The organism is Allobosea sp. 05L423, assembly GCF_056397745.1.
On sequence record NZ_JBFTOA010000008.1, the window covers coordinates 40287 to 60181 of the forward strand.

At 67.7% G+C, this 19895-nt stretch carries 19 protein-coding genes; 16 read left to right on the forward strand and 3 right to left on the reverse strand.

What is annotated here, in order from left to right; all coding sequences use genetic code 11:
- Positions 1-47: 47 nt before the first annotated feature.
- On the reverse strand, positions 48-896 hold the full coding sequence (locus AC1DNE_RS18330; RefSeq protein WP_476766736.1) for an SDR family NAD(P)-dependent oxidoreductase: 849 nt from the start codon (positions 894-896) through the stop codon (positions 48-50).
- Positions 897-1079: 183 nt separating this feature from the next.
- On the opposite strand from AC1DNE_RS18330, the gene AC1DNE_RS18335 reads away from it, so the two are divergent.
- A complete protein-coding gene (locus AC1DNE_RS18335) occupies positions 1080-3248 on the forward strand; it encodes a protein-disulfide reductase DsbD family protein (protein WP_476766695.1) in 2169 nt (722 codons plus the stop codon).
- 29 nt (positions 3249-3277) lie between these two features.
- Positions 3278-3913, forward strand: coding sequence for a thioredoxin family protein (locus tag AC1DNE_RS18340; protein ID WP_476766696.1), 636 nt, complete (start codon positions 3278-3280; stop codon positions 3911-3913).
- Positions 3914-4046: 133 nt separating this feature from the next.
- Here the strand turns inward: AC1DNE_RS18340 and AC1DNE_RS18345 are convergent, their stop codons facing one another.
- Positions 4047-5252, reverse strand: coding sequence for a penicillin-binding protein activator (locus tag AC1DNE_RS18345; protein ID WP_476766697.1), 1206 nt, complete (start codon positions 5250-5252; stop codon positions 4047-4049).
- Positions 5253-5436: 184 nt separating this feature from the next.
- Here AC1DNE_RS18345 and rsmI point away from each other — a divergent pair, with 184 nt between their 5' ends.
- The 3 genes from rsmI (at position 5437) to gshB (ending at position 7860) form a co-directional block, all read left to right on the forward strand.
- Positions 5437-6345 carry a 16S rRNA (cytidine(1402)-2'-O)-methyltransferase gene (gene rsmI / locus AC1DNE_RS18350; protein WP_476766698.1) on the forward strand — a complete coding sequence of 303 codons (909 nt, stop codon included), beginning with the start codon at positions 5437-5439 and terminating at the stop codon, positions 6343-6345.
- A complete protein-coding gene (locus tag AC1DNE_RS18355) occupies positions 6342-6737 on the forward strand; it encodes a YraN family protein (RefSeq protein ID WP_476766699.1) in 396 nt (131 codons plus the stop codon). The genes rsmI and AC1DNE_RS18355 overlap by 4 nt, the downstream gene beginning before the upstream one ends.
- Positions 6738-6921: 184 nt before the next feature.
- The gene (gene gshB, locus AC1DNE_RS18360) at positions 6922-7860 is read left to right on the forward strand and encodes a glutathione synthase (protein ID WP_441471141.1); all 939 of its coding nucleotides are present in this window, start codon (positions 6922-6924) and stop codon (positions 7858-7860) included.
- An 85-nt stretch (positions 7861-7945) separates the two neighbouring features.
- On the opposite strand, the gene AC1DNE_RS18365 is transcribed toward gshB, so the two are convergent.
- The gene (locus AC1DNE_RS18365; RefSeq protein WP_441471142.1) at positions 7946-8728 is read right to left on the reverse strand and encodes a HesA/MoeB/ThiF family protein; all 783 of its coding nucleotides are present in this window, start codon (positions 8726-8728) and stop codon (positions 7946-7948) included.
- Positions 8729-8890: 162 nt separating this feature from the next.
- Between AC1DNE_RS18365 and AC1DNE_RS18370 the strand changes: the two genes are divergently transcribed.
- The 11 genes from AC1DNE_RS18370 to AC1DNE_RS18420 all read left to right on the forward strand — a co-directional run bounded on the left by AC1DNE_RS18370 (position 8891) and on the right by AC1DNE_RS18420 (position 19709).
- Complete coding sequence (locus tag AC1DNE_RS18370) at positions 8891-9892, forward strand: BMP family lipoprotein (RefSeq protein ID WP_441471143.1); 1002 nt, start codon at positions 8891-8893, stop codon at positions 9890-9892.
- 16 nt (positions 9893-9908) lie between these two features.
- Entirely contained in the window at positions 9909-11459 is a 1551-nt protein-coding gene (locus tag AC1DNE_RS18375; protein ID WP_441471144.1) for an ABC transporter ATP-binding protein, read from the forward strand.
- A complete protein-coding gene (locus tag AC1DNE_RS18380) occupies positions 11456-11884 on the forward strand; it encodes a VOC family protein (protein ID WP_441471145.1) in 429 nt (142 codons plus the stop codon). The genes AC1DNE_RS18375 and AC1DNE_RS18380 overlap by 4 nt, the downstream gene beginning before the upstream one ends.
- Positions 11881-12984, forward strand: a complete 1104-nt coding sequence (locus tag AC1DNE_RS18385) for an ABC transporter permease (RefSeq protein WP_441471146.1) — start codon at positions 11881-11883, stop codon at positions 12982-12984. The genes AC1DNE_RS18380 and AC1DNE_RS18385 overlap by 4 nt, the downstream gene beginning before the upstream one ends.
- Positions 12984-13958 (forward strand): ABC transporter permease, encoded by a 975-nt coding sequence (locus AC1DNE_RS18390; RefSeq protein ID WP_441471147.1) that lies wholly within the window; start codon positions 12984-12986, stop codon positions 13956-13958. The genes AC1DNE_RS18385 and AC1DNE_RS18390 overlap by 1 nt, the downstream gene beginning before the upstream one ends.
- 1 nt (position 13959) lies before the next feature.
- Positions 13960-14370, forward strand: a complete 411-nt coding sequence (locus tag AC1DNE_RS18395) for a cytidine deaminase (protein ID WP_476766700.1) — start codon at positions 13960-13962, stop codon at positions 14368-14370.
- Between the two features lie 38 nt (positions 14371-14408).
- Positions 14409-15218 (forward strand): purine-nucleoside phosphorylase, encoded by an 810-nt coding sequence (locus AC1DNE_RS18400; protein ID WP_441471149.1) that lies wholly within the window; start codon positions 14409-14411, stop codon positions 15216-15218.
- Between the two features lie 3 nt (positions 15219-15221).
- Positions 15222-15983: a deoxyribose-phosphate aldolase gene (deoC, locus tag AC1DNE_RS18405; RefSeq protein WP_441471150.1), complete on the forward strand. Its 762-nt coding sequence runs from the start codon at positions 15222-15224 to the stop codon at positions 15981-15983.
- A complete protein-coding gene (gene deoA / locus AC1DNE_RS18410) occupies positions 15984-17309 on the forward strand; it encodes a thymidine phosphorylase (RefSeq protein WP_441471151.1) in 1326 nt (441 codons plus the stop codon).
- Entirely contained in the window at positions 17306-18250 is a 945-nt protein-coding gene (locus tag AC1DNE_RS18415; protein ID WP_441471152.1) for a 2-hydroxyacid dehydrogenase, read from the forward strand. Before deoA ends, AC1DNE_RS18415 begins: the two co-directional genes overlap by 4 nt.
- A gap of 100 nt (positions 18251-18350) precedes the next feature.
- Positions 18351-19709 carry an esterase-like activity of phytase family protein gene (locus AC1DNE_RS18420; protein WP_441471153.1) on the forward strand — a complete coding sequence of 453 codons (1359 nt, stop codon included), beginning with the start codon at positions 18351-18353 and terminating at the stop codon, positions 19707-19709.
- The last annotated feature ends 186 nt before the right edge of the window (positions 19710-19895 follow it).

Here is a 19895-nt window from a genome sequence, read left to right on the forward strand (position 1 = left end):
TCATCCCGGGCTTCGCTTCGCTGCGCCCGGGGTGACGGCGCAGTTCTTCAATCCTTGCCGAGAAACGCCCTGAACGTCTCCCCGTAATCCTTGTGCCAGCGGGAGAGCGGCGGGCGGTTTTCGATGATGTCGCCCATCGCCCAGGCCATGCGCTTTTCGTCGAGCGCGCGGGTCGTCTCGCCATCGGGGCAGAGGATGTAGAAATCCCCGGCTGCGAGCCGCTCCAGCATGAAGTCCACGGTCTGCTCCGGCGTCCAGGCGCCATCCGGCTTCTCGGCGCGTCCGCGCGCGGTCAGCGGTGTGAAGACGAAGCCGGGGATCAGCAGATGGGCGCTGACCCTGCAACCCTGGGTGTTGCGCAGCTCGTGCTGCAGCGCCTCGGTGAAGGCCTTCACGCCGGCCTTGGAGACATTGTAGGCCGGATCGCCCGGCGGGGTGGTGATGCCCTGCTTCGAGCCGGTATTGATGATCAGTGCCGGCTCGCCATGGGAGATCATCTCGGGCCCGAAAAGCTGCGTACCGGCGACGATGCCGCCGAGGTTGACGGCGAGCGTGCGCTCCCAATTGTCCTGCGGCCCGAAGATCGCGCTGCCCGGCTGCGTGCCGGCATTGTTCATGAGGACATGGACTTTGCCGAAACGGCCTATGACCGCCTCGTGCAGATGGGCGATCTCGTCCCGGCGCGAGACGTCGGTCGGGACCGCAAGCACATTGTCGTCGCCGATCAGCGTCGCCAGAACCTGGCCGGCCGCCTTCAGCGCTTCGGTGTCCCTGTCTGCGATCACGATCCTCATGCCGCTATCCGCGAAGGCGCGGGCGGCAGCGAAGCCTATCCCGGATGCGCCGCCTGTGATGACGGCCACGTGGGAAGGAGCGAGAGCGGGGTGGCTGGTCATGATCTTCATGGTCCACGATTCGGGCGCTGGAGCTAAGGCGCGAGCAGAGGCGACATCATGGCACGCTGCCTGCCGCAAACAGATGACGGAGAATGCGGCAGGGCCGGCCTCACCGCCTTGTCATTGGTATGCGAGACCGGATTGAGGCATGAGGTCCGGGTATTCGAGGACAGCGACGAGATCATGCGGCGTATTTTCGGTGGAGGTTTCCTGGGCAAGGCGGTGCTGGCGCTGGGACTGCTGGCGCCCAGCTTGGCCCTGGCGGTCGAATCCGCTCCGGTGACGTCGCCGCGCGTCACCGCCGCGCTGCTGTCGAGCCGTGACACGGTGATGCCGGGCGAGCGCTTCAAGGTCGCGCTGGTCCAGAAACTCGCCCCGCACTGGCATACCTATTGGCTGAACCCCGGCGATTCCGGCGAAGCGACGCGGATCCAATGGCGCCTGCCCGCCGGTGCGACGGCCGGAGACATCCAATGGCCCGCACCGAAGGCGATCCGGGTCGAACCGCTCGTCAATTTCGGCTTCGAAGGAACCGTGCTGCTGCCGGTCGAGATCACCGTGCCGGCCGATGCCAGGCCCGGCGACAATTTTTCGCTGAAGGCCGATGCCACCTGGCTGGTCTGCGAGAAGATCTGCATTCCGGAGGAAGGTTCGTTCACGCTCGATCTGCCGGTTGGTCCGGCTGGCGTCGCCGATGAAGCGGCGCAGGCGCGCATCGATGCGGCGCTGGCGGCCCTGCCGAAGCCGGCGTCGTTCCGGGGCAGGCTCCGCGGCGAGGGCGACAGGCTCGCTCTGGAGCTGCCGGGGCTGCCGGCGGGCGCGAGCGATCTGCGCTTCTTTCCGGTTCTGGATACGTTGATCGAGCATGCGGCCGACCAGCCGCTTGCCGCAGGCGAGAAGCAGGTGCTGACGCTGGTCCGCTCCAGCGCCTTCAAGCTGCAGGAGCCCGAGGTTTCCGGCGTCCTGACCTTCCGCGAGAACGGCGCGGCCAGGGCCGTGACGCTCGCTGCCGATGCCGACCCCGCGCTGTTGATGGCGGCAGGGACAGCCACGTCGGAGGCTCGGCCCGCCATTGTGCGGATTCCGGTCCCGGTCGAGGGCGCCGATCTGACGATCTGGGCGGCTCTGGCGCTGGCTTTCGCCGGCGGGCTGATCCTCAACCTGATGCCCTGCGTGCTGCCGGTGCTCTTCATCAAGGCGCTCGGCTTCGCACAGCTCGCTCATGCCCATCGCAGCGCCGTGCGCCAACAGGGCCTGCTCTTCCTCTCCGGCGTGCTCATCGCTTTCACGGTGCTGGCCGGCGCAGTGATCGGGCTCGGCGCACTCGGCAACAGCGTCGGCTGGGGCTTCCAGCTCCAGTCCCCACCGCTCGTCATCGCGCTGGCGGTGGTGATGGTGCTGATCGGCCTGAATCTGCTCGGCGCCTTCGAGATCGGTGCTTCGATCACCGGCGTGGGCGATGGTCTCGCCAGCCGGGGCGGCCGCTTCGGTGCCTTCATGACCGGCGTGCTTGCCGTCGTCGTAGCGACGCCCTGCACGGCGCCCTTCATGGGGGCGGCGATGGGTTATGCGGTGACGCAGCCGCCGGCGGTCGCTCTCTCCGTCTTTCTGGCGCTGGCGCTCGGCTTTGCGCTGCCGATCGTGGCGCTCTCCTTCGCCCCCGGCCTGCTGCGCCTGCTGCCGAAGCCCGGCCGCTGGATGCTGGTGCTGAAGCAGGCCTTCGCCTTCCCGATGTTCGCGACCGCGATCTGGCTGATCTGGGTCGCTTCGGTGCAGACTGGCCCGCAAGGCGTGCTGGCGGCACTGGTCGCTGTGCTCGCGGCGGGCTTCGTCGTCTGGATCGTCGGCGTCACCCGCGGCTCCCTGCCGCGCCGCGCCTTCGGGACGGTGCTGGCCGTGCTGGTTGCGCTCGGCGCCGGCTGGTTCACGGTCGAGAACGCCGTGCCGGGCGCCAACACCGAGGCGCGGGCTGGCGATGTCCAGGCCTGGTCGCCCGAGCGCGTCGCGGCGCTGCAGGCTGAAGGGAAGCCGGTCTTCGTCAACTTCACCGCGGCCTGGTGCATCACCTGCCTCGCCAATGAGCGCGTCGCGCTGTCCCGGCAGGAGGTGAAAGACGCCTTCGCCAGGCTGGGCGTGACCTATCTCAAGGCGGACTGGACCAATCGCGATCAGCGCATCGCCCAGGCGCTGGCCGAGCAGGGCCGCGCCGGCGTGCCGCTCTACCTGTTCTATCCGGGCCGCAAGGACGGGCAGGCCGAGATCCTGCCGCAGCTCCTGACGCCCGATACCGTGATCGCGGCCGCCCAGCGCGCGGCAGGCCGGGATGCGAAGACCGCTGCGGCAACGCCGTAAGGCTCCGACGTTCAGGAAGGGAGACAGACATGAAAGGCCTCACCCGACAGACTTTCATCGCCGGCCTGGCTCTCGCCGGCCTCGCCGTCCCGGCGGTCGCCTTCGCTCAGGGAGCGGCCAGGATTGGCGCGCCGGCCCCCGCCTTCCAGGCCGTCGATGCCGACGGCAAGACCCGCAGTCTCGCCGATTTCGCGGGCAAGACCGTGATCCTCGAATGGACCAATCACGAATGCCCCTATGTGCGGAAGCACTACAACAGCGCCACGATGCAGACGCTGCAGAAGGACATGGCGAAGGAAGGCATCGTCTGGCTCTCGGTCATTTCCTCGCCGCCGGGCGAGCAGGGCTATGTCGACGGAGCCAAGGCCAAGGAGCTGACGGTCCAGCGTGACGCCGCGCCGGCCGGCATCCTGCTCGATCCCAAGAGCCAGGTGGCGCGGGCCTATGGCGCGCAGACCACGCCGCACATGTACATCATCGATCCCAACGGCAGGCTCGCCTATATGGGCGCGATCGACGACAAGCCGTCCTCCGCAGCCTCAAGCCTCAATGGCGCGAAGAGCTATGTCCGCCAGGCGATTGCGGAGCTGAAGGCCGGCAAGCCGGTCACGGAAGCAAGCACCAAGGCCTATGGCTGCGTCGTGAAATACGCGCCGCTGAGCTGATCGCTCGCCGCCGTCATGCTCGGGCTCGACCCGAGCATCTCTTGCCGAGAGAGGCTCCGCGTTTCGTCCTGCCAGCGATTCTCGGGTCTGCGCTCCACTTCGCCCCGAGAATGACGGCGGCTTGCAGGTCCGCCTACTGCGAGCGCGGTCCGAGATCGCGCGGGGCGGCGTTGATCGTGACGATCTGGCCGTTGCGCAACTCCAGCACGGCAAGCCCCCGTTCCACCTGTCCATCCGTCCGGAAGCGGAAGACGCCGTCGGCGCCGGCGAAGCCGGAAGCATTGGTCAGGACGCTCTCCGAGAAGCGCTGCGATCCCTGCGTGCGGGCCAGTGCCGCGGACAGCGAAACGGCGTCATAGGCGAGCGTCGCGGTGCGGGTCGGCGCGCTGTTGAAGCGTTGCTGATAGCGCCCGGCGAAGGCGTTGAAACCGGCGGTGTCGGGCGAGGCGAACCAGCCGCCCTGGACCGCCGGCACGCGCGCCACGCCGGCATCATTCCAGACGCCGGTGCCGAGCGGCTTCACCTTCGCCGGATTGTAGCCGGCTTCCTGCAGGAGCTGGCCGAGCGTCGGCATGGTGTCGGCGGCGGCGGGCACGAACAGCGCATCCGCCTGCTGCAGCGAGGGCATCAGCCGCTGGACCGCACTGCGCATCGCGGCCGGATCGGCGCCGAAATGCTCGATCGCGGCGACACGGCCGCCTCGGCTGGCAACGGCCTGCTGGAAGGCCGCCTCGACGACCTTGCCATAGGCGGTGTCGGGAAGGAGGGCGGCGAAGGATTTCCGGCCCTGCTGGCTGGCATAGGCGATGACGCGGTTGACGTCGTTCTCGGGCGGGAAGGAGAGCAGATAGACACCGCGCGAGGCGACGCTGGTGTCGCTGGAGAAGGCGATGATCGGGCGATTGGCGCCGCGCGCGACCTGCGCCGCCGCCTGCACCGAAGGTGCGAACAGCGGGCCGATGATCAGTTCCGCCCCTTCCGAAAGAGCTTCCTGCGTCGCCGCACGGGCGCCTTCCGGCGTGCCGCGGTCGTCCTTCACCAGGAGTGTGAGGTCCGCGTTCGGAAACTCGGCCAGCGCCATTTCGGCGGCGTTCTTCAGCGAGTTGCCGACGATCGCGCCCTGCCCCTCCGCCGTCAGCGGCAGTACGAGGCCGACCTTGACCTTGCCGTTGCCGATGGTCTGCCCGGTTGGCGCCGTACCCGGCGCGGGCGAGCCCGAATCGAAGCCCGGCAGGCCTGAGGTGCCGCCGCCGCAGGCGGCCAGCGTGAGCGGCAGAAGGACCGCGAGAGCCCGTGCCTTCAACCGCAGGACCGGCATGACGTACCGATGATGCAACACGGGCGATCTCCAGTCGTGACCGGGCAGGCAGGCGCTCGCCCGGCGATGAGTTCCAGCGGAAAAATTGCCCCCGCCGGACACGTGCCAGTGCGGAATCCTATTTTCAAGTTGTTAACTATGAGTTGCACACACCGCGCGACGCTGTGCCATGGCGTGGCGGCTGCCGCTGTGGCAGCGTGGCGCGATGTCGAATGATGCCGCTGCCCGCCCTCCCAGCTACACCGCCTTCGGCCTGCGCGCCGAGGCCGAGCGGCTGGCGCCGGGACTTCACATCGTCGCGACTCCGATCGGCAACCTGCGCGACATCTCGTTCCGGGCGCTGGCGACGCTCGCCGCGGCCGATGTGATCCTGGCCGAGGATACCCGCACGTCGAAGACGCTGCTGGCGCATTATGGTATCTCGACGCCGCTGCTGCCCTATCACGAGCACAATGCGGCGCAGATGCGGCCGAAGATTCTCGCGAAACTGCGCGAGGGCGGCAAGCTTGCCCTGATCTCGGACGCCGGCACGCCGCTGGTCTCCGATCCCGGCTACAAGCTCGTCGCCGAGCTGGTGGCGGAAGGGCTGCCGGTCACCGGCATTCCCGGTCCTTCGGCCGTGCTGGCGGCGCTGGTGCTGGCGGGTCTGCCGACCGACCGCTTCTTCTTCGAGGGGTTTCTTCCGCCCAAATCCGCGGCAAGAAAGTCCCGCCTGACCGAACTCGCGGTGATTCCCGGAACGCTGGTCTTCTTCGAATCGCCGCGCCGCCTCGCCGAGATGCTGGCCGACGCAGCAGCGGTGCTTGGTGCGCGGCCCGGCGCGGTGGCGCGAGAGCTCACCAAGTACCATGAGACGGTGCGGCGCGGCGCCCTGCCGGAACTCGCCGCGCATTACGAGAGCGAAGAGGAGCCGCGTGGCGAGATCGTCGTCATCATCGGCCCGCCCGGCGCCGTCGAGCTGCTGCCGGCCGGCGATGTGATCGACGAGCGGTTGCGCGCCGCACTGGCGAAGGTCTCGCTGAAGGAGGCCGTCGCGCAGGTCGCGGCCGAGACCGGCCAGCCGCGCCGGAAAGTCTACGCGCGCGCCCTTGAACTCACCCGCGACGATCCGTGAGCGGAGCGGCTGCCGATCCGGGCAAGCGCAGCCGCAAGGCCAGGCGCTCCGGCCTCACCGGCCGCCGTGCAGAATGGTTCGCCATCCTCTGGCTGACGGCGAAGGGTTACCGGCTGCTGGAACGGCGCTTCGGCGGCAAGGGCGGCGAGATCGACCTGGTGATGAAGCGGGGCCTTACCGTCGCCTTCGTCGAGGTCAAGGCGCGTGGCCGGCTCGATGATGCGCTGACTGCGGTGACGCCGGAAAAGCGCCGCCTCGTCGAGCGCCGCATCCGGCACTGGCTCGCGCGCAATCCCTGGGCGAGCGATCACCATCTGCGTGCCGACGCTGTGTTTCTGGCGCCCTGGCGCCGGCCGTACCATGTGCCGGCTGCCTTTGCGCTCGTCCTGTGACGCAAGTGCATTGCGCAAAAAAGTGGGTACCCGTTTTTCCGGGAGCTACGCTCTAAGATTCTGGAATCGATCACGTTTTCAGCATTCTGACGATTCCGTCAGAATGCGACGTGATCGACGCGACCCACTTGCAGGAACCCCGCCCGCGGCCCGATAAGAACCGGCCGCAACAGGAAGGCCTGCCATGACTCTCTCCGTCGCCATCCAGATGGACCCGATCGAGCGCATCCGGATCGCCGGGGACACCGGCTTCTCCCTGATGCTGGAAGCGCAGGCGCGCGGCCATACGCTCTACACCTACACGCCCGACAAGCTCTCGATGCGCGACGGCAAGGTCACGGCGCCGATGCGCCCGGTCACGGTGCGGGATGCGGAGGGCGATCATTTCACGGCGGGAGCCGAGGAGAAGATCGATCTCTCGACGCTCGATGTCGTCCTGCTGCGGCAGGACCCGCCATTCGACATGGCCTATGTCACCACGACGCATATGCTGGAGCGCATCCATCCGAAGACGCTGGTGGTCAATAACCCGGCCGAAGTCCGCAACGCGCCCGAGAAGATCTTCGTCACCCATTTCCCGGAGCTGATGCCGCCGACGCTGATCACCCGCGACAAGGCCGAGATCGAGGCCTTCCGCGACGAGCACGGCGAGATCGTCATGAAGCCGCTCTACGGCCATGGCGGCGCGACTGTTTTCAAGACCAGCAGGACCGATCCGAATTTCGGCTCGCTCTTCGATCTGTTCAGCAACCTCTTCCGCGAACCCTGGGTCGTGCAGGCCTTCATCAAGGAGATCACCGAGGGCGACAAGCGCATCATCCTGATCGACGGCAAGGCGGCGGGCGCGGTCAACCGCGTCCCGGCGGTGGGCGACCTGCGCGCCAACATGGTGCGCGGCGGCGCTGCCCGGCCGACCGACCTGTCGAAGAAGGAGCTCGAGATCTGCGAGGCGATCGGCCCGGCGCTGCGCGAACGCGGCCTTTTGCTCGTCGGCATCGACGTCATCCACGGCAAGCTCACCGAGATCAACGTCACCGCGCCGACCGGCGTGCGCGCCATCAAAAAGCTCGGCGGGCCGGATCTGGCGGCGCAGCTCTGGGACGTGATCGAGTCGAAGCGCTGAGCTTTGCAGCTTCGCGCGTCATCCCGGGTCAACGCCGCCAACGCGGCTCGTCCGGGATGACGGCTGCTGCGCTATTCTGAAAGCCTCAGGCCGCGACGCTGCCGCCGCTCAGCGGGTTCATCTCGTCCCAGCCATAGCGCAGCGTCTCGAACCGCATTGTCAGCGCGTCGAGCAGCAGCAGCTTGCCGACCAGTGGCTCGCCGAAGCCGGTCACGGCGCGGATCACCTCCAGCGCCATCAGCGAGCCGATGATGCCGGGCAGCGCTCCGAGCACGCCGGCTTCCGCACAGGTCGGGATCGAACCGGGCGGCGGAGCCTCCGGGAAGAGGCAGCGCCAGGTCGGATTCGGCCGGCCGTCCGGGCCGGCTTCGTGAGCACGGATCGTGGTCAGCGAGCCGTCGAAGCGCCCCAGCGCCCCCATGACGACCGGCCTGTGCTCGTGGAAGCAGGCGTCGGAGACGGCATAGCGCGTCGCAAAATTGTCGGACCCCTCGGCCACCACGTCGTAGAAGGCGATCAAGGCCCGGGCATTGTGCGGGTCGATGCGGGTGACATGCTCCTCGACCACGACATGCGGGTTGAGGTTGCGCACGAAGCGAGCTGCGGCGACGGCCTTGTGGGCGCCGACATCCTCGGTGGTGAAGATGGTCTGGCGCTGCAGGTTCGAGAGCGAGACGATGTCGTCGTCGACGATGCCGATCTTCCCGACGCCAGCTGCGGCGAGATATTGGATCAGCGGCGCGCCGAGCCCGCCCGCGCCAACGACGAGCACGCGCGCGTTCTTCAGCTTCTGCTGCCCTGGGCCGCCGATCTCCGGCAGCACGATATGGCGCGCATAGCGCTCGATCTCGTCGTCGCCCATCATCATGGCAGCAGCGTAAGACGATGGCCGTTCTTCGGCAATCGGCATGGCGATTGCGGCATCGGCCGGGCATGAGCTTTGGGCGGCTTGGCCGCGCCGACGAGCCATGCCATCGTGTCGGCATCGAGGGCCGGACCACGGCGCCCGGCCATAACAGGGGATCGGTTCATGCGTCTGGGTTCTTTTGCGGCGGCACTGGCCGGCGTTGCGCTTTCGGCTGTGGCGGCGCTGGCGCAGCAGGCGATTAAGCCGGCCGTGGTCTATGACAAGGGCGGCAAATTCGACAAATCCTTCAACGAAGGCGTCTTCATCGGCGCCGACAGGTTCAAGAAGGAGACCGGCGTCGATTTCCGCGATTTCGAGCCGGCGAACGATGCCCAGATCGAGCAGGCCCTGCGCCGCTTCGCCCGCGACGGCCATTCGCCGATCATCGCGGTCGGCTTCTCGCAGGCGACCGCGCTGCAGAAGGTTGCGGCCGAGTTCCCGAACCTGAAATTCACCATCATCGACATGGTCGTCGACCTGCCGAACGTGCAGTCGGTCGTCTTCAAGGAGCATGAGGGCTCCTATCTGGTCGGCCTGCTAGCCGCGATGGCCTCGAAGACAGGCAAGGTCGGTTTCGTCGGCGGCATGGATATCCCGCTGATCCGCAAATTCGCCTGTGGCTATGTCCAGGGCGTCAAGGCGGGCAAGGCCGATGCCGAGATTTTCCAGAACATGACCGGCTCCACGCCGGCCGCCTGGGCCGATCCGGTCAAGGGCGGCGAGCTCGCCAAGTCCCAGATCGATCGCGGCGCCGACGTGATCTACCACGCTGCCGGCGGCACCGGGATCGGCGTGCTGCGGGCGGTGGCGGATGCCGGCAAGCTCGGTATCGGCGTCGATTCGAACCAGAATGCCCTCCATCCCGGCAAGGTGCTGACCTCGATGCTCAAGCGCGTCGACGTCGCGGCCTACAATTCCTTCAAGGCCGCGCAGGACGGCTCCTGGAAGCCGGGCATCTCGGTTCTCGGCCTCAAGGAGGACGGCATCGACTGGGCGCTGGACGACGCCAACAAGGGGCTGATCACGCCTGAGATGAAGGCCGCGGCCGACAAGGCCAAGGCCGACATCATCGCCGGCACCGTCAAGGTGCACGACTACATGTCCGACCAGAAATGCACGATGTGAGGAGCAAGACGCTCCCTTGAGTGCAGCATCAGCCAAAGGCGCGCCCTCGCCGGCGGCCATCGAGCTCGTTGGCATCTCCAAGCGCTTCGGCGCCGTCGCGGCCAACAAGGACGTCTCGCTGACGGTCGCCGCCGGCTCGATCCACGGCATCGTCGGCGAGAACGGCGCCGGCAAATCGACGCTGATGTCGATTCTCTACGGCTTCTACGAGGCCGATGACGGCGAAATCAGGATCGGCGGCACGCCGCGCCGCATCCGTTCCTCGGCGGATGCGATCGCGGCGGGGATCGGCATGGTCCACCAGCACTTCATGCTGGTCGAGACGCTGAGCGTGGTCGAGAACGTGGTGCTCGGTGCCGAAGGCGGCGCCTTCCTCAAGGGCGGTCTGGCGAAGGCGCGGGCGGCGCTGGCCAGGCTTTCTCAGGACTATGGCCTCGCCATCGATCCCGATGCGATCGTCGGCGAGCTCTCGGTTGGCCTGCAGCAGCGCGTCGAGATCCTGAAGGCGCTCTATCGCGGCGCGGAGATCCTGATCCTCGACGAGCCGACCGCGGTGCTGACGCCTGCCGAAGCCGATCAGCTCTTCGCCCTGCTCAGGGCGCTGAAGACGCAGGGCAAGACGGTGATCCTGATCACCCACAAGCTGCGCGAGATCATGGATGTCACCGACAAGGTCTCGGTGATGCGCCGTGGCGAGATGGTTGCCCATGTCGCCACGGCCGAGACCTCGCCGCCGGCGCTCGCCGAGGCAATGGTCGGCCGGCGCGTGCTGCTGCGGGTCGAGAAGCCGCCGCGCGAGCGCGGCGCGCCCGTGCTGGAGGCGGCCGGTCTGTCCTGCCGCGATGCGCGCGGGGCCGAAACCTTGCGGGACGTCGGCTTGACCCTCCATGCCGGCGAGATCGTCGGCATCGCCGGCGTCGCCGGCAACGGCCAGAGCGAACTCCTCGAAGTGCTCGCCGGGTTGATCCAGCCGACGCGCGGCGTCATCCGCCTCGGCGGCGAGATTCTGTCGGGCGCCGATCGCCACCCGGCACGGCTGCGCCAGCTCGGGCTGATGCATATCCCGGAGGATCGCCACCGCAGCGGCCTCGTCACCACCTTCTCGGCCGCCGAGAACGCGATCCTCGGCTATCAGCACGATCCCGCCTTCGGCGCCGGCCCGCTCCTGTCGCCCACGCGGATCGAGGCCCATGCGCGCGAGGCCTTTGCGGCTTATGACGTGCGCCCGCCCGATCCGGCGCTGAAGACCGCGAAGTTCTCCGGCGGCAACCAGCAGAAGATCGTGCTCGCCCGCGAGATCGAGCGGCATCCCAAGGTGCTGCTCGTCGGCCAGCCGACACGCGGCGTCGACATCGGCGCGATCGAGTTCATCCATCGCCGGCTGGTCGAATTGCGCGATGCCGGCGTCGCGATCCTGCTGGTTTCTGTCGAGCTCGAGGAGGTGATGGCGCTCTCCGACCGAATCATTGCCATGTGCGGCGGCCGGATTACCGGCGAACGAGCTGGGTCTGGCGCGGATGAGCGCGAGCTGGGCCTGCTCATGGCTGGCGTAGAGGAGGCCGCATGATGGAACAGAGGCTGACATTGGTGACGCTCGGCGTCGCCGACCTCGAACGGTCGCGGCGCTTCTATGCTGCGCTGGGGTGGAACGAGATCGAGCCACGGCAGGGCAGTGTCGCCTTTTTCCAGCTGAACGGCATCGGCCTGTCGCTGTTTCCGCGGACCGAACTGGCGAAGGACGCGCAGGTGCCCGACGGGGCGGCCGGCTTCGCCGGCATCACCCTTGCGCACAACCTGCGCAGCGAGGCGGAGGTCGATGCGGTGTTCGCGGAGATGGTTGCGGCGGGGGCGACAGCCGTGAAGAAGCCTCAGAAGGTGTTCTGGGGCGGCTATTCCAGCTATGTCGCCGATCCGGACGGCCATCTCTGGGAGCTTGCCCACAACCCCTTCTTCCCGCTCGACACCGCCGGCAACGTGACGCTGGCCGGATGAGCGCGGCCCCGGTCGACCTGCCGCGTTGGGCCGACATCGCGCTGGTGCCGCTCGTCTCGGTAGCGGCGGCCTTGCTCGTCGCCGGCCTCGTGGTCATCGGCATCGGCGAGAACCCGCTGGAAGCGACCGCGCTCCTGCTGCGCGGTGCGCTCGGCAGCGCCGAGGGCATCGGCTTCACGCTGTACTACACGACGAATTTCATCTTCACGGGGCTTGCCGTGGCGGTCGCCTTCCATGCCGGGCTGTTCAATATCGGTGGCGAGGGCCAGGCGACCGCGGCCGGCATCGCGATGGCGATCGCCTGCCTCGGCCTGTCCTGGGCGCCGGGCGTCCTCGCCGTTCCCATCGCGATCCTGGCGGCGGCGGCGGGTGGCGCGCTCTGGGCCTTCATCCCCGGCTGGCTGCAGGCGAAGCGCGGCAGCCATGTCGTCATCACCACGATCATGCTGAACTTCGTCGCGGCGACGCTGATCGTCTACCTCCTGCGCGAAGTGATCGGGAAGCCCGGTTCGATGCAGCCGGAGACGCCGGATTTCCCGGCGCAGGCGGTGCTGACGCCGATGCACCAGCTCCTCGCCCCGCTCGGGCTGAACTTGCCTTCCACCCCGCTCAACAGTGCCTTCCTGCTGGCCCTGATGGCACTCGTCGCAGTCTGGCTGCTGATCTATCGCTCGCGGCTCGGCTATGCGATCCGCACCGTCGGCGCCAATCCGCGCGCCGCCGCCTATGCAGGCATTTCGCCGGCTGCGGTCACCATGATCGCGATGGCGATCTCCGGCGCGCTCGCCGGCGGTCTCGCGGTCAATGAGGCGCTCGGCGTGCAGCATCGGCTGGTGCTCGACTTCACCGCCGGATACGGCTTTGTCGGCATCGCGGTGGCGCTGATGGGGCGCGGCCATCCCCTGGGTGTCGCGCTTGCGGCCCTGCTTTTCGGCGTCCTCTACCAGGGCGGGGCCGAGCTTTCCTTCGACAAGCCGACCATCACCCGCGACATGGTTGTCGTGATCGGCGGCGTCCTCATCCTCTTCGCAGGAGCGCTCGACGGGCTCTTTCGACGCCTGGTTGCGGGCGTGCTGCGCATCGGCGGGGGTAACGCCTGATGGATTGGCTTCAGACGCTCGCCGTCGTGCTCGATTCGACGATCCGGTTGTCGGTCCCGCTGATCTGCGCCGCGATGGCTGGCCTCTGGTCGGAGCGGGCCGGCGTCGTCGATATCGGCCTTGAGGGCAAGATGCTGATCGCGGCCTTCGCCTCTGCGGTCGCGGCCTTCGTCACTGGCTCGGCCTGGGCGGGTTTGGGTGCTGGCATTCTCGCCGCGCTCGCACTCGCGCTGGTCCACGGCTTCGCCGCCATCACCTGGCGCGGCAACCAGATCGTTTCCGGCGTCGCCGTCAACATGCTGGCGGCGGGGCTCACCGTCGTCCTCGGCAATGCCTGGTACGGGCAGGGCGGGCGCACGCCCTCGCTGGAAGGCGCTGCGCGCTTCGGCGAGCTCACCTTGCCCTTCGCTCCCTGGGCGCGCGAACATGTTCCGATTCTCGGCCTGTTCTATGACGAGGTCGTCTCGGGCCATGCCGCGCCGGCCTATCTCGCCTTCATCTGCGTGGCCGTTACCGCCTTTGTGCTCGGCCGGACGCGCTTCGGCCTTCGCATCCGCGCCGTCGGCGAGAACCCGGCGGCGGTCGATACCGCCGGCATCTCGGTCGCCGGCCTGCGCTACGGCGCGGTCGCGATCTGCGGCGTGCTCTGCGGCATCGGCGGCACCTATCTCGCCGCCGCGCAATCGGCCGGCTTCCTGCCGCATATGACGGCCGGGCGTGGCTTCATCGCGCTTGCGGCTGTCATCTTCGCCAATTGGCGGCCCTGGCCCGCGCTCGGCGCCTGTCTGCTCTTCGGCCTGCTCGATGCGGTCGCGATCCGGCTCCAGGGTGTCAGCCTGCCGGGGGTTGGCCTCGTTCCGGTGGAAGCGATCCAGGCCTTGCCCTATCTGATGACCATTGTCCTGCTAGCGGGATTTATCGGCAGGGCGACGCCGCCCAAGGCCTCAGGCCTGCCCTATGTCAAGGAACGCTGATTTGCCGGCCCTGCCCGATTTCGATGCTCTCTTCGCCGCGGCAGCAGCGATCCAGCCGCGCGCCTATGCGCCTTATTCGCGCTTCAGGGTGGGCGCGGCGCTGTTCTCCGACGACGGCGTCATCCATGTCGGCTGCAATGTCGAGAACGCGGCCTATCCGGTCGGTACCTGCGCAGAGGCAGGCGCCATCTCCGCGATGGTCGCCGGGGGCGGGAAAGCGATCCGCGCGATCCTCGTCTTCGGCGAAGGCCCGGAACTCGTCACGCCCTGCGGCGCCTGCCGCCAGCGCATTCGCGAATTCGCGGCGCCCGAGACGCCGGTGGCGATCGCGGGACCTGAAGGCATCCGCGCGCGTTTCACCCTGGCGGAGCTGTTGCCAGCCTCCTTCGGACCGGCCAATTTGCCGCGGTGATTTGCGACTGCTGCTGCGGCGGCCGGGGAGAGGAACTAATGGCGGCCGATCCGGTCTTCGACGAGGCGGCATCCGTATTGGCCGAGCGCGGCATCGACACGATCGATTGCGCGCTTGTGCTCGGCACCGGCCTCGGCTCCATCGCCGAGGATGTGCAGGATGCGGTGCGCATTCCCTATGCCGAATTGCCCGGCTTTCCGCGCGGCGAGGTTTCCGGCCATGCCCGCCAGCTCTGCTACGGCACGCTGCATGGCCGCAAGATCCTGATCTACCAGGGCCGCGCCCATTATTACGAAGGCGGCGACCCGGCCGTCATGCGCGTCCCGCTCGGTGTTCTCACGGCCTTCGGCTCGCCACCGCTGATCCTGACCAACGCGGCCGGATCGCTGTCCCCCGCGATGCGGCCGGGCAGCCTCGCCATCATCACCGACCATATCAATCTCAACGGACCTAACCCGCTGGTCGGCGACCAGGGCGATGGCCGGTTCGTGCCGATGGTCGATGCCTATGATCCGCATCTGCGCGGCCGGCTGAAGCGGGCTGCGCAGAAGGTGGCGGTTCCGCTGGGCGAGGGCGTCTATATGTGGTTCTCCGGCCCGAGCTTCGAGACGCCGGCCGAGATCCGCATGGCGAAGACCCTCGGCGCCGATCTCGTCGGCATGTCGACGGTGCCGGAAGTCATCCTGGCGCGGCGCCATGACATCCGCGTCGCCGGGCTATCGGTCGTCACCAATATGGGCGCCGGCCTCCATGGCGGCGCGCCGCACCACACCGAGACGCGCGATGTCGCCGCCATTGCGTCGTCCGCTCTACGGCGCCTGTTGCGCGCCTTCCTTTCGGAGCTCTGAGCCATGTCGGATGCGGATATCGCCACGCGCGTGCTCGCACTGCTCGATCTGACCGATCTCGCCGATGACGCGACCGCCGACGGCGCGCGCGACCTGTGCCGGCGCGCCGTCTCCGGCCCTGTGCCGGTTGCGGCGGTCTGTCTCTGGCCGCGCTTCGTCGCGGCGGCGCGCGAAGCGCTCGGCGACAGCCCCGTACGCATCGCGACGGTCGTGAATTTTCCGGATGGCGACACCCCGATTGCGCCGGTGGTCCGCGAGACCGAGGAGGCGCTCGAGGCCGGCGCCGACGAGATCGACCTCGTCCTGCCCTGGCGTGCCGTCCTGGCCGGGCAGCTCACCGCAGCGGGCGCCATGGTCCGCAACGTCAAGAGGGGTTGCGGCGACAAGCTGCTGAAGGTCATCCTCGAAACCGGCGAATACCCCGATCTCGACAAGGTCCGGGTCGCTTCAGAGCTCGCCATTGCCGCCGGCGCCGATTTCATCAAGACCTCGACGGGCAAGACCGCGCGCTCGGCCAGCATCCCGGCGGCGCGTGCCATGCTGGGCGTGATCGGCATGACGGCGCGGCCCGTCGGGCTCAAGCCCTCCGGCGGCATCCGCACATTGGCTGACGCGAAGAGCTACCTCGCTCTCGCCGATGCCATGATGGGGCCGGACTGGGCGACGCCCGCGACTTTCCGTTTCGGCGCGAGCGGCCTCTATGCCGCTCTCGTCGAAGAGATCGGCGGCGCTGCGCCTGGGGCGCAGCTGTCCGGGAGCTATTGAATGCGCCTGACCCAGGAAATCATCGCCGCCAAGCGCGACGGGGCCGAATTGCCCGATGCCGATATCCGCCAGATCATCGCAGGATTGACCGACGGCTCGGTAACCGAAGGACAGGCGGCGGCCTTCGCCATGGCGGTCTATTTCAACGGCATGAACGAGAAGGAGCGCGTCGCACTCACCCTCGCCATGCGCGATTCCGGCACCGTGCTGCGCTGGGACGATCTGCCCGGTCCGGCCCTCGACAAGCACTCGACCGGCGGCGTCGGCGATACGGTGAGCCTGCCGCTCGCGGCTGCGGTCGCGGCTTGCGGCGGGTATGTCCCGATGATCTCCGGGCGCGGCCTCGGCCACACCGGCGGCACGCTCGACAAGCTGGATGCGGTGCCGGGCTATGTCACCCAGCCGGGCATCAACCTGTTCCGCAAGGTCGTGCGCGAAACCGGCTGCGCCATCATCGGTCAGACCGCGGATCTCGCTCCGGCCGACAAGCGGCTCTATGCCATCCGCGACGTGACGGCGACGGTGGAAACCATTCCGCTGCTGGTCTCCTCGATCCTGTCGAAGAAGCTCGCTGCCGGCCTCCATGGCCTCGCCATGGACGTGAAGTTCGGCTCCGGCGCCTTCCTGCCCGATTATGCCAAGGCCCAGGCTCTGGCCCAGGCCCTGGTCAGCGTCGCCAACGATTCCGGCCTGCCGACGCACGCGCTGCTGACCGACATGGACGAGCCGCTTGCCTCGGTCGCCGGCAACGCGCTCGAGGTCGCCTATGCGCTCGACCATCTGACCGGCCGCCGCCGCGAGGAGCGCTTCCATGAGGTCACGGTCGCGCTGGGCGCCGAAATGTTGCTGCTCGGCGGGCTTGCCGCCGATCTCGAGGCGGCGCGCGCGAAGATCGAGACTGCCTTCGCCTCGGGCGCCGCGGCCGAACGCTTCGCCCGGATGGTGGTGGCGCTTGGAGGACCGGCGGATTTACTGGAAAAGCCGGCAAAACACCTCGCCGCCGCGCCGATCGTGAAGCCGGTCTTCGCGGAGACCGCTGGGTCTGTCGTCGCGGTCGACACGCGCGCGGTCGGGCTTGCGGTCGTCGCGCTCGGTGGCGGTCGCGTCCGCCCGCAGGATCCGATCGACCATGCCGTTGGCATCGTCGAACTGGCTGGCATCGGTGAAGCGGTTGGCCCGGAGCGTCCGATCGGGATCGTTCACGCCCGCGACGAGGCGCACTTCGCTGCGGCGAGTACGCGCTTGCGCAAGGCTTATCGGATCGGCGAGGGTGCGGCGCGCGGCCCGCTGGTCGCCGAACGGATCACGGAGAGGGTGTCGGCATGAGTTTGCTTCTGGCCATGACGGGCTGGCATGTCGAGGATTGGCGTGCCCGGTTTCAGGCGATGCTGCCTGAGATGCCTATCGTGGTTCTCGGCGAGCCCTTCGACCGCCGCGCGGTCCACTATGTCGCGAGCTGGAAGCACCCGGCCGGCAGCCTGACAGGCCTGCCCAATCTCGCCGCGATCTTCTCGCTTGGCGCCGGCGTGGACTTTCTCTTCGCCGACGACAAGCTGCCGGCCGTGCCGATCGCCCGCGTCGTCGATCCCGATCTGACCACGCGGATGAGCGAGTACGTCGTGCTGCACTGCCTGATGTATCTGCGCCAGCAGCACCGCTACATCAGCCAGCAGCGCGAGAAGCTCTGGGAGGATGACCGTAACCAGCCGGCGGCCCGCTCGGTTCGTGTCGGCATCATGGGGCTGGGCGAACTCGGATTGGATGCGGCGGCCAAGCTCAAGGTCATCGGCTTCGACGTTGCCGGCTGGAGCCGCTCGCAGAAGAACATCGAGGGGCTGCGCACCTTCTCGGGCGAAGAGGGCATGAAGGACTTCCTCGCGCGGACGGACATCCTCGTCTGCCTCGTGCCGCTCACGCCGGAGACGCGCGGCATCATCAATGCCGGGCTGATCGCTGCCCTGGCCCAGAATGGGCGCCTCGGCGGTCCGGTCGTCATCAATGCCGGGCGCGGTGGGTTGCAGGTCGAAGAGGATATCCTGGCGGCGCTCGACGCGGGGACATTGAAGGGCGCGACGCTCGATGTCTTCGAGACCGAGCCGCTGCCGACCGCCTCGCCGCTCTGGAGCCATCCGGGCGTGACGATCACGCCGCATAACGCGGCGATGTCGGAGCCGGAAGCGATCGCTTCGCTGATCACGGCGCAGATCAGGCGGCTGGAAGCCGGCGAGCCTCTGCAGCACCTGGTCGATCCGGCCAGAGGATACTGAGCGCCTCCGCTGCGACCGTCACCGAACGGTCGCAGCGCTGTCGTCGGGTCGCAATCCCGGCGCGCGAAGCGGACTGGTCTTTTCCAGTCCGGAGGATTTCATGCGCTCGTCGCTCGCCATTGCCCTGCTTCTGTCCTCGACCATGCTCGCCGGGGCCCAGGACGCCCAGAAGGAATTTCCGTCCAAGCTCGTCGGCCAAGCCCTGCTGCCGGCAAACACGATCATTCCGGCGCCCGCCGATGCGCCGGCCGATCTCAAGGTGTCCGGCAAGTTCGTGACGCCGGGCAAGCGCGTCGAAGCCGTCGGCACGGTGATGGGCACCTCGGGCGGGCGCCCGACCGGCCTTTCCACCCCCTTCGCCGGCCAGCCGGTCCAGGGTTTCTCCGGCATCCGTTCGCTCGGCAACGGCGAGTTCCTCGTGCTGACCGATAATGGCTTCGGCACCAAGGTGAACTCGCCCGACGCGATGCTGTTCTTCCATCGTCTCAAGGCCGATTTCGACAAGGGCGCGATCGAGCGTCTCTCGACCACCTTCCTGCACGACCCCGACAAGAAGGTGCCGTTCCGCATCGTCCATGAAGGCACGGAGAAGCGCTATCTGACCGGCGCCGACTTCGACCCGGAATCGATCCAGCCGATCGGCGGCAAGTACTGGATCGGTGAGGAGTTCGGGCCCTATCTCATCCGCGTCGATGCCAACGGCAAGGTCGAGGCGGTGTTCGAGACCACGGTCGATGGCAAGCCGGCCCGCTCGCCCGACCATTACGCCGTGACGACGCCCGGCGCACCGAACCAGTCCGTCGAATTCAATGTCCGCCGCTCCAAGGGCTATGAGGGCATGGCGCAGTCTCCCGACGGCCGCTTCCTCTATCCGCTGCTGGAGGGGCCGCTCTGGAACGCCGAGACCAAGGGCAATGAAGAGGTCGACGGCAAGGAAGTGCTGCGCATCCTCGAGTTCGATGTCGCCAACGAGAAGTGGACCGGCCGCTCCTGGTTCTTCCCGCTGGAGCAGAAGGGCCTCGCCATCGGCGACTTCAACATGATCGACGCCACGACAGCGCTGATCATCGAGCGCGACAACGGCGAAGGCACGGCCGACAAGGCCTGCGCCGCCAGCCAGAAGGGTCCGGACTGCTTCCACGACCTCGCCAGGTTCAAGCGCATCGTGAAGATCGAGATGACCGACGCCAATGTCGGCAAGCCCGTGCGCAAGATCGGCTTCATCGACCTGATGAAGATCGCCGACCCCGACAAGAAGGCGAAACAGGGCGCCATCGACGGCGTGCTGCCCTTCCCCTTCTTCACCATCGAGAACGTCGATGTCGTCGATCGCGCCAAGGGCATCATCGTCGTCGGCAACGACAACAATCTGCCGTTCTCCTCCTCGCGCGATCCCAAGAAGGCGGATGACAACGAACTCGTCCTGCTCTCTGTGAAGGAACTGCTCGACGCGAAGTGAGATCGCCCGCACCGCCGGCTTGGTTGAGCGCGGCGGTGCGGCTCACATTATTCTGGCCGGCGGCCGGTTGGACCGGTTTCCGGTCGTTCTTATTCTGTTCTTGAGCTATTGCTACCCTGAGCGTATAATAAAAATGGCCAAGCGCCTCGTGTGCGAGGCGTAGTGGTTGGATGATCGTCACCGATG

Bases quoted from the DNA above. Each gene is read 5' to 3' on its own strand.
- AC1DNE_RS18330 (WP_476766736.1), bottom strand. From the start codon at position 896: ATGACCAGCCACCCCGCTCTCGCTCCTTCCCACGTGGCCGTCATCACA.
- AC1DNE_RS18335 (WP_476766695.1), top strand. From the start codon at position 1,080: ATGCGGCGTATTTTCGGTGGAGGTTTCCTGGGCAAGGCGGTGCTGGCG.
- AC1DNE_RS18340 (WP_476766696.1), top strand. From the start codon at position 3,278: ATGAAAGGCCTCACCCGACAGACTTTCATCGCCGGCCTGGCTCTCGCC.
- rsmI (WP_476766698.1), top strand. From the start codon at position 5,437: ATGTCGAATGATGCCGCTGCCCGCCCTCCCAGCTACACCGCCTTCGGC.
- gshB (WP_441471141.1), top strand. From the start codon at position 6,922: ATGACTCTCTCCGTCGCCATCCAGATGGACCCGATCGAGCGCATCCGG.
- AC1DNE_RS18365 (WP_441471142.1), bottom strand. From the start codon at position 8,728: ATGATGATGGGCGACGACGAGATCGAGCGCTATGCGCGCCATATCGTG.
- AC1DNE_RS18370 (WP_441471143.1), top strand. From the start codon at position 8,891: ATGCGTCTGGGTTCTTTTGCGGCGGCACTGGCCGGCGTTGCGCTTTCG.
- AC1DNE_RS18380 (WP_441471145.1), top strand. From the start codon at position 11,456: ATGATGGAACAGAGGCTGACATTGGTGACGCTCGGCGTCGCCGACCTC.
- AC1DNE_RS18385 (WP_441471146.1), top strand. From the start codon at position 11,881: ATGAGCGCGGCCCCGGTCGACCTGCCGCGTTGGGCCGACATCGCGCTG.
- AC1DNE_RS18390 (WP_441471147.1), top strand. From the start codon at position 12,984: ATGGATTGGCTTCAGACGCTCGCCGTCGTGCTCGATTCGACGATCCGG.
- AC1DNE_RS18400 (WP_441471149.1), top strand. From the start codon at position 14,409: ATGGCGGCCGATCCGGTCTTCGACGAGGCGGCATCCGTATTGGCCGAG.
- deoC (WP_441471150.1), top strand. From the start codon at position 15,222: ATGTCGGATGCGGATATCGCCACGCGCGTGCTCGCACTGCTCGATCTG.
- deoA (WP_441471151.1), top strand. From the start codon at position 15,984: ATGCGCCTGACCCAGGAAATCATCGCCGCCAAGCGCGACGGGGCCGAA.
- AC1DNE_RS18415 (WP_441471152.1), top strand. From the start codon at position 17,306: ATGAGTTTGCTTCTGGCCATGACGGGCTGGCATGTCGAGGATTGGCGT.
- AC1DNE_RS18420 (WP_441471153.1), top strand. From the start codon at position 18,351: ATGCGCTCGTCGCTCGCCATTGCCCTGCTTCTGTCCTCGACCATGCTC.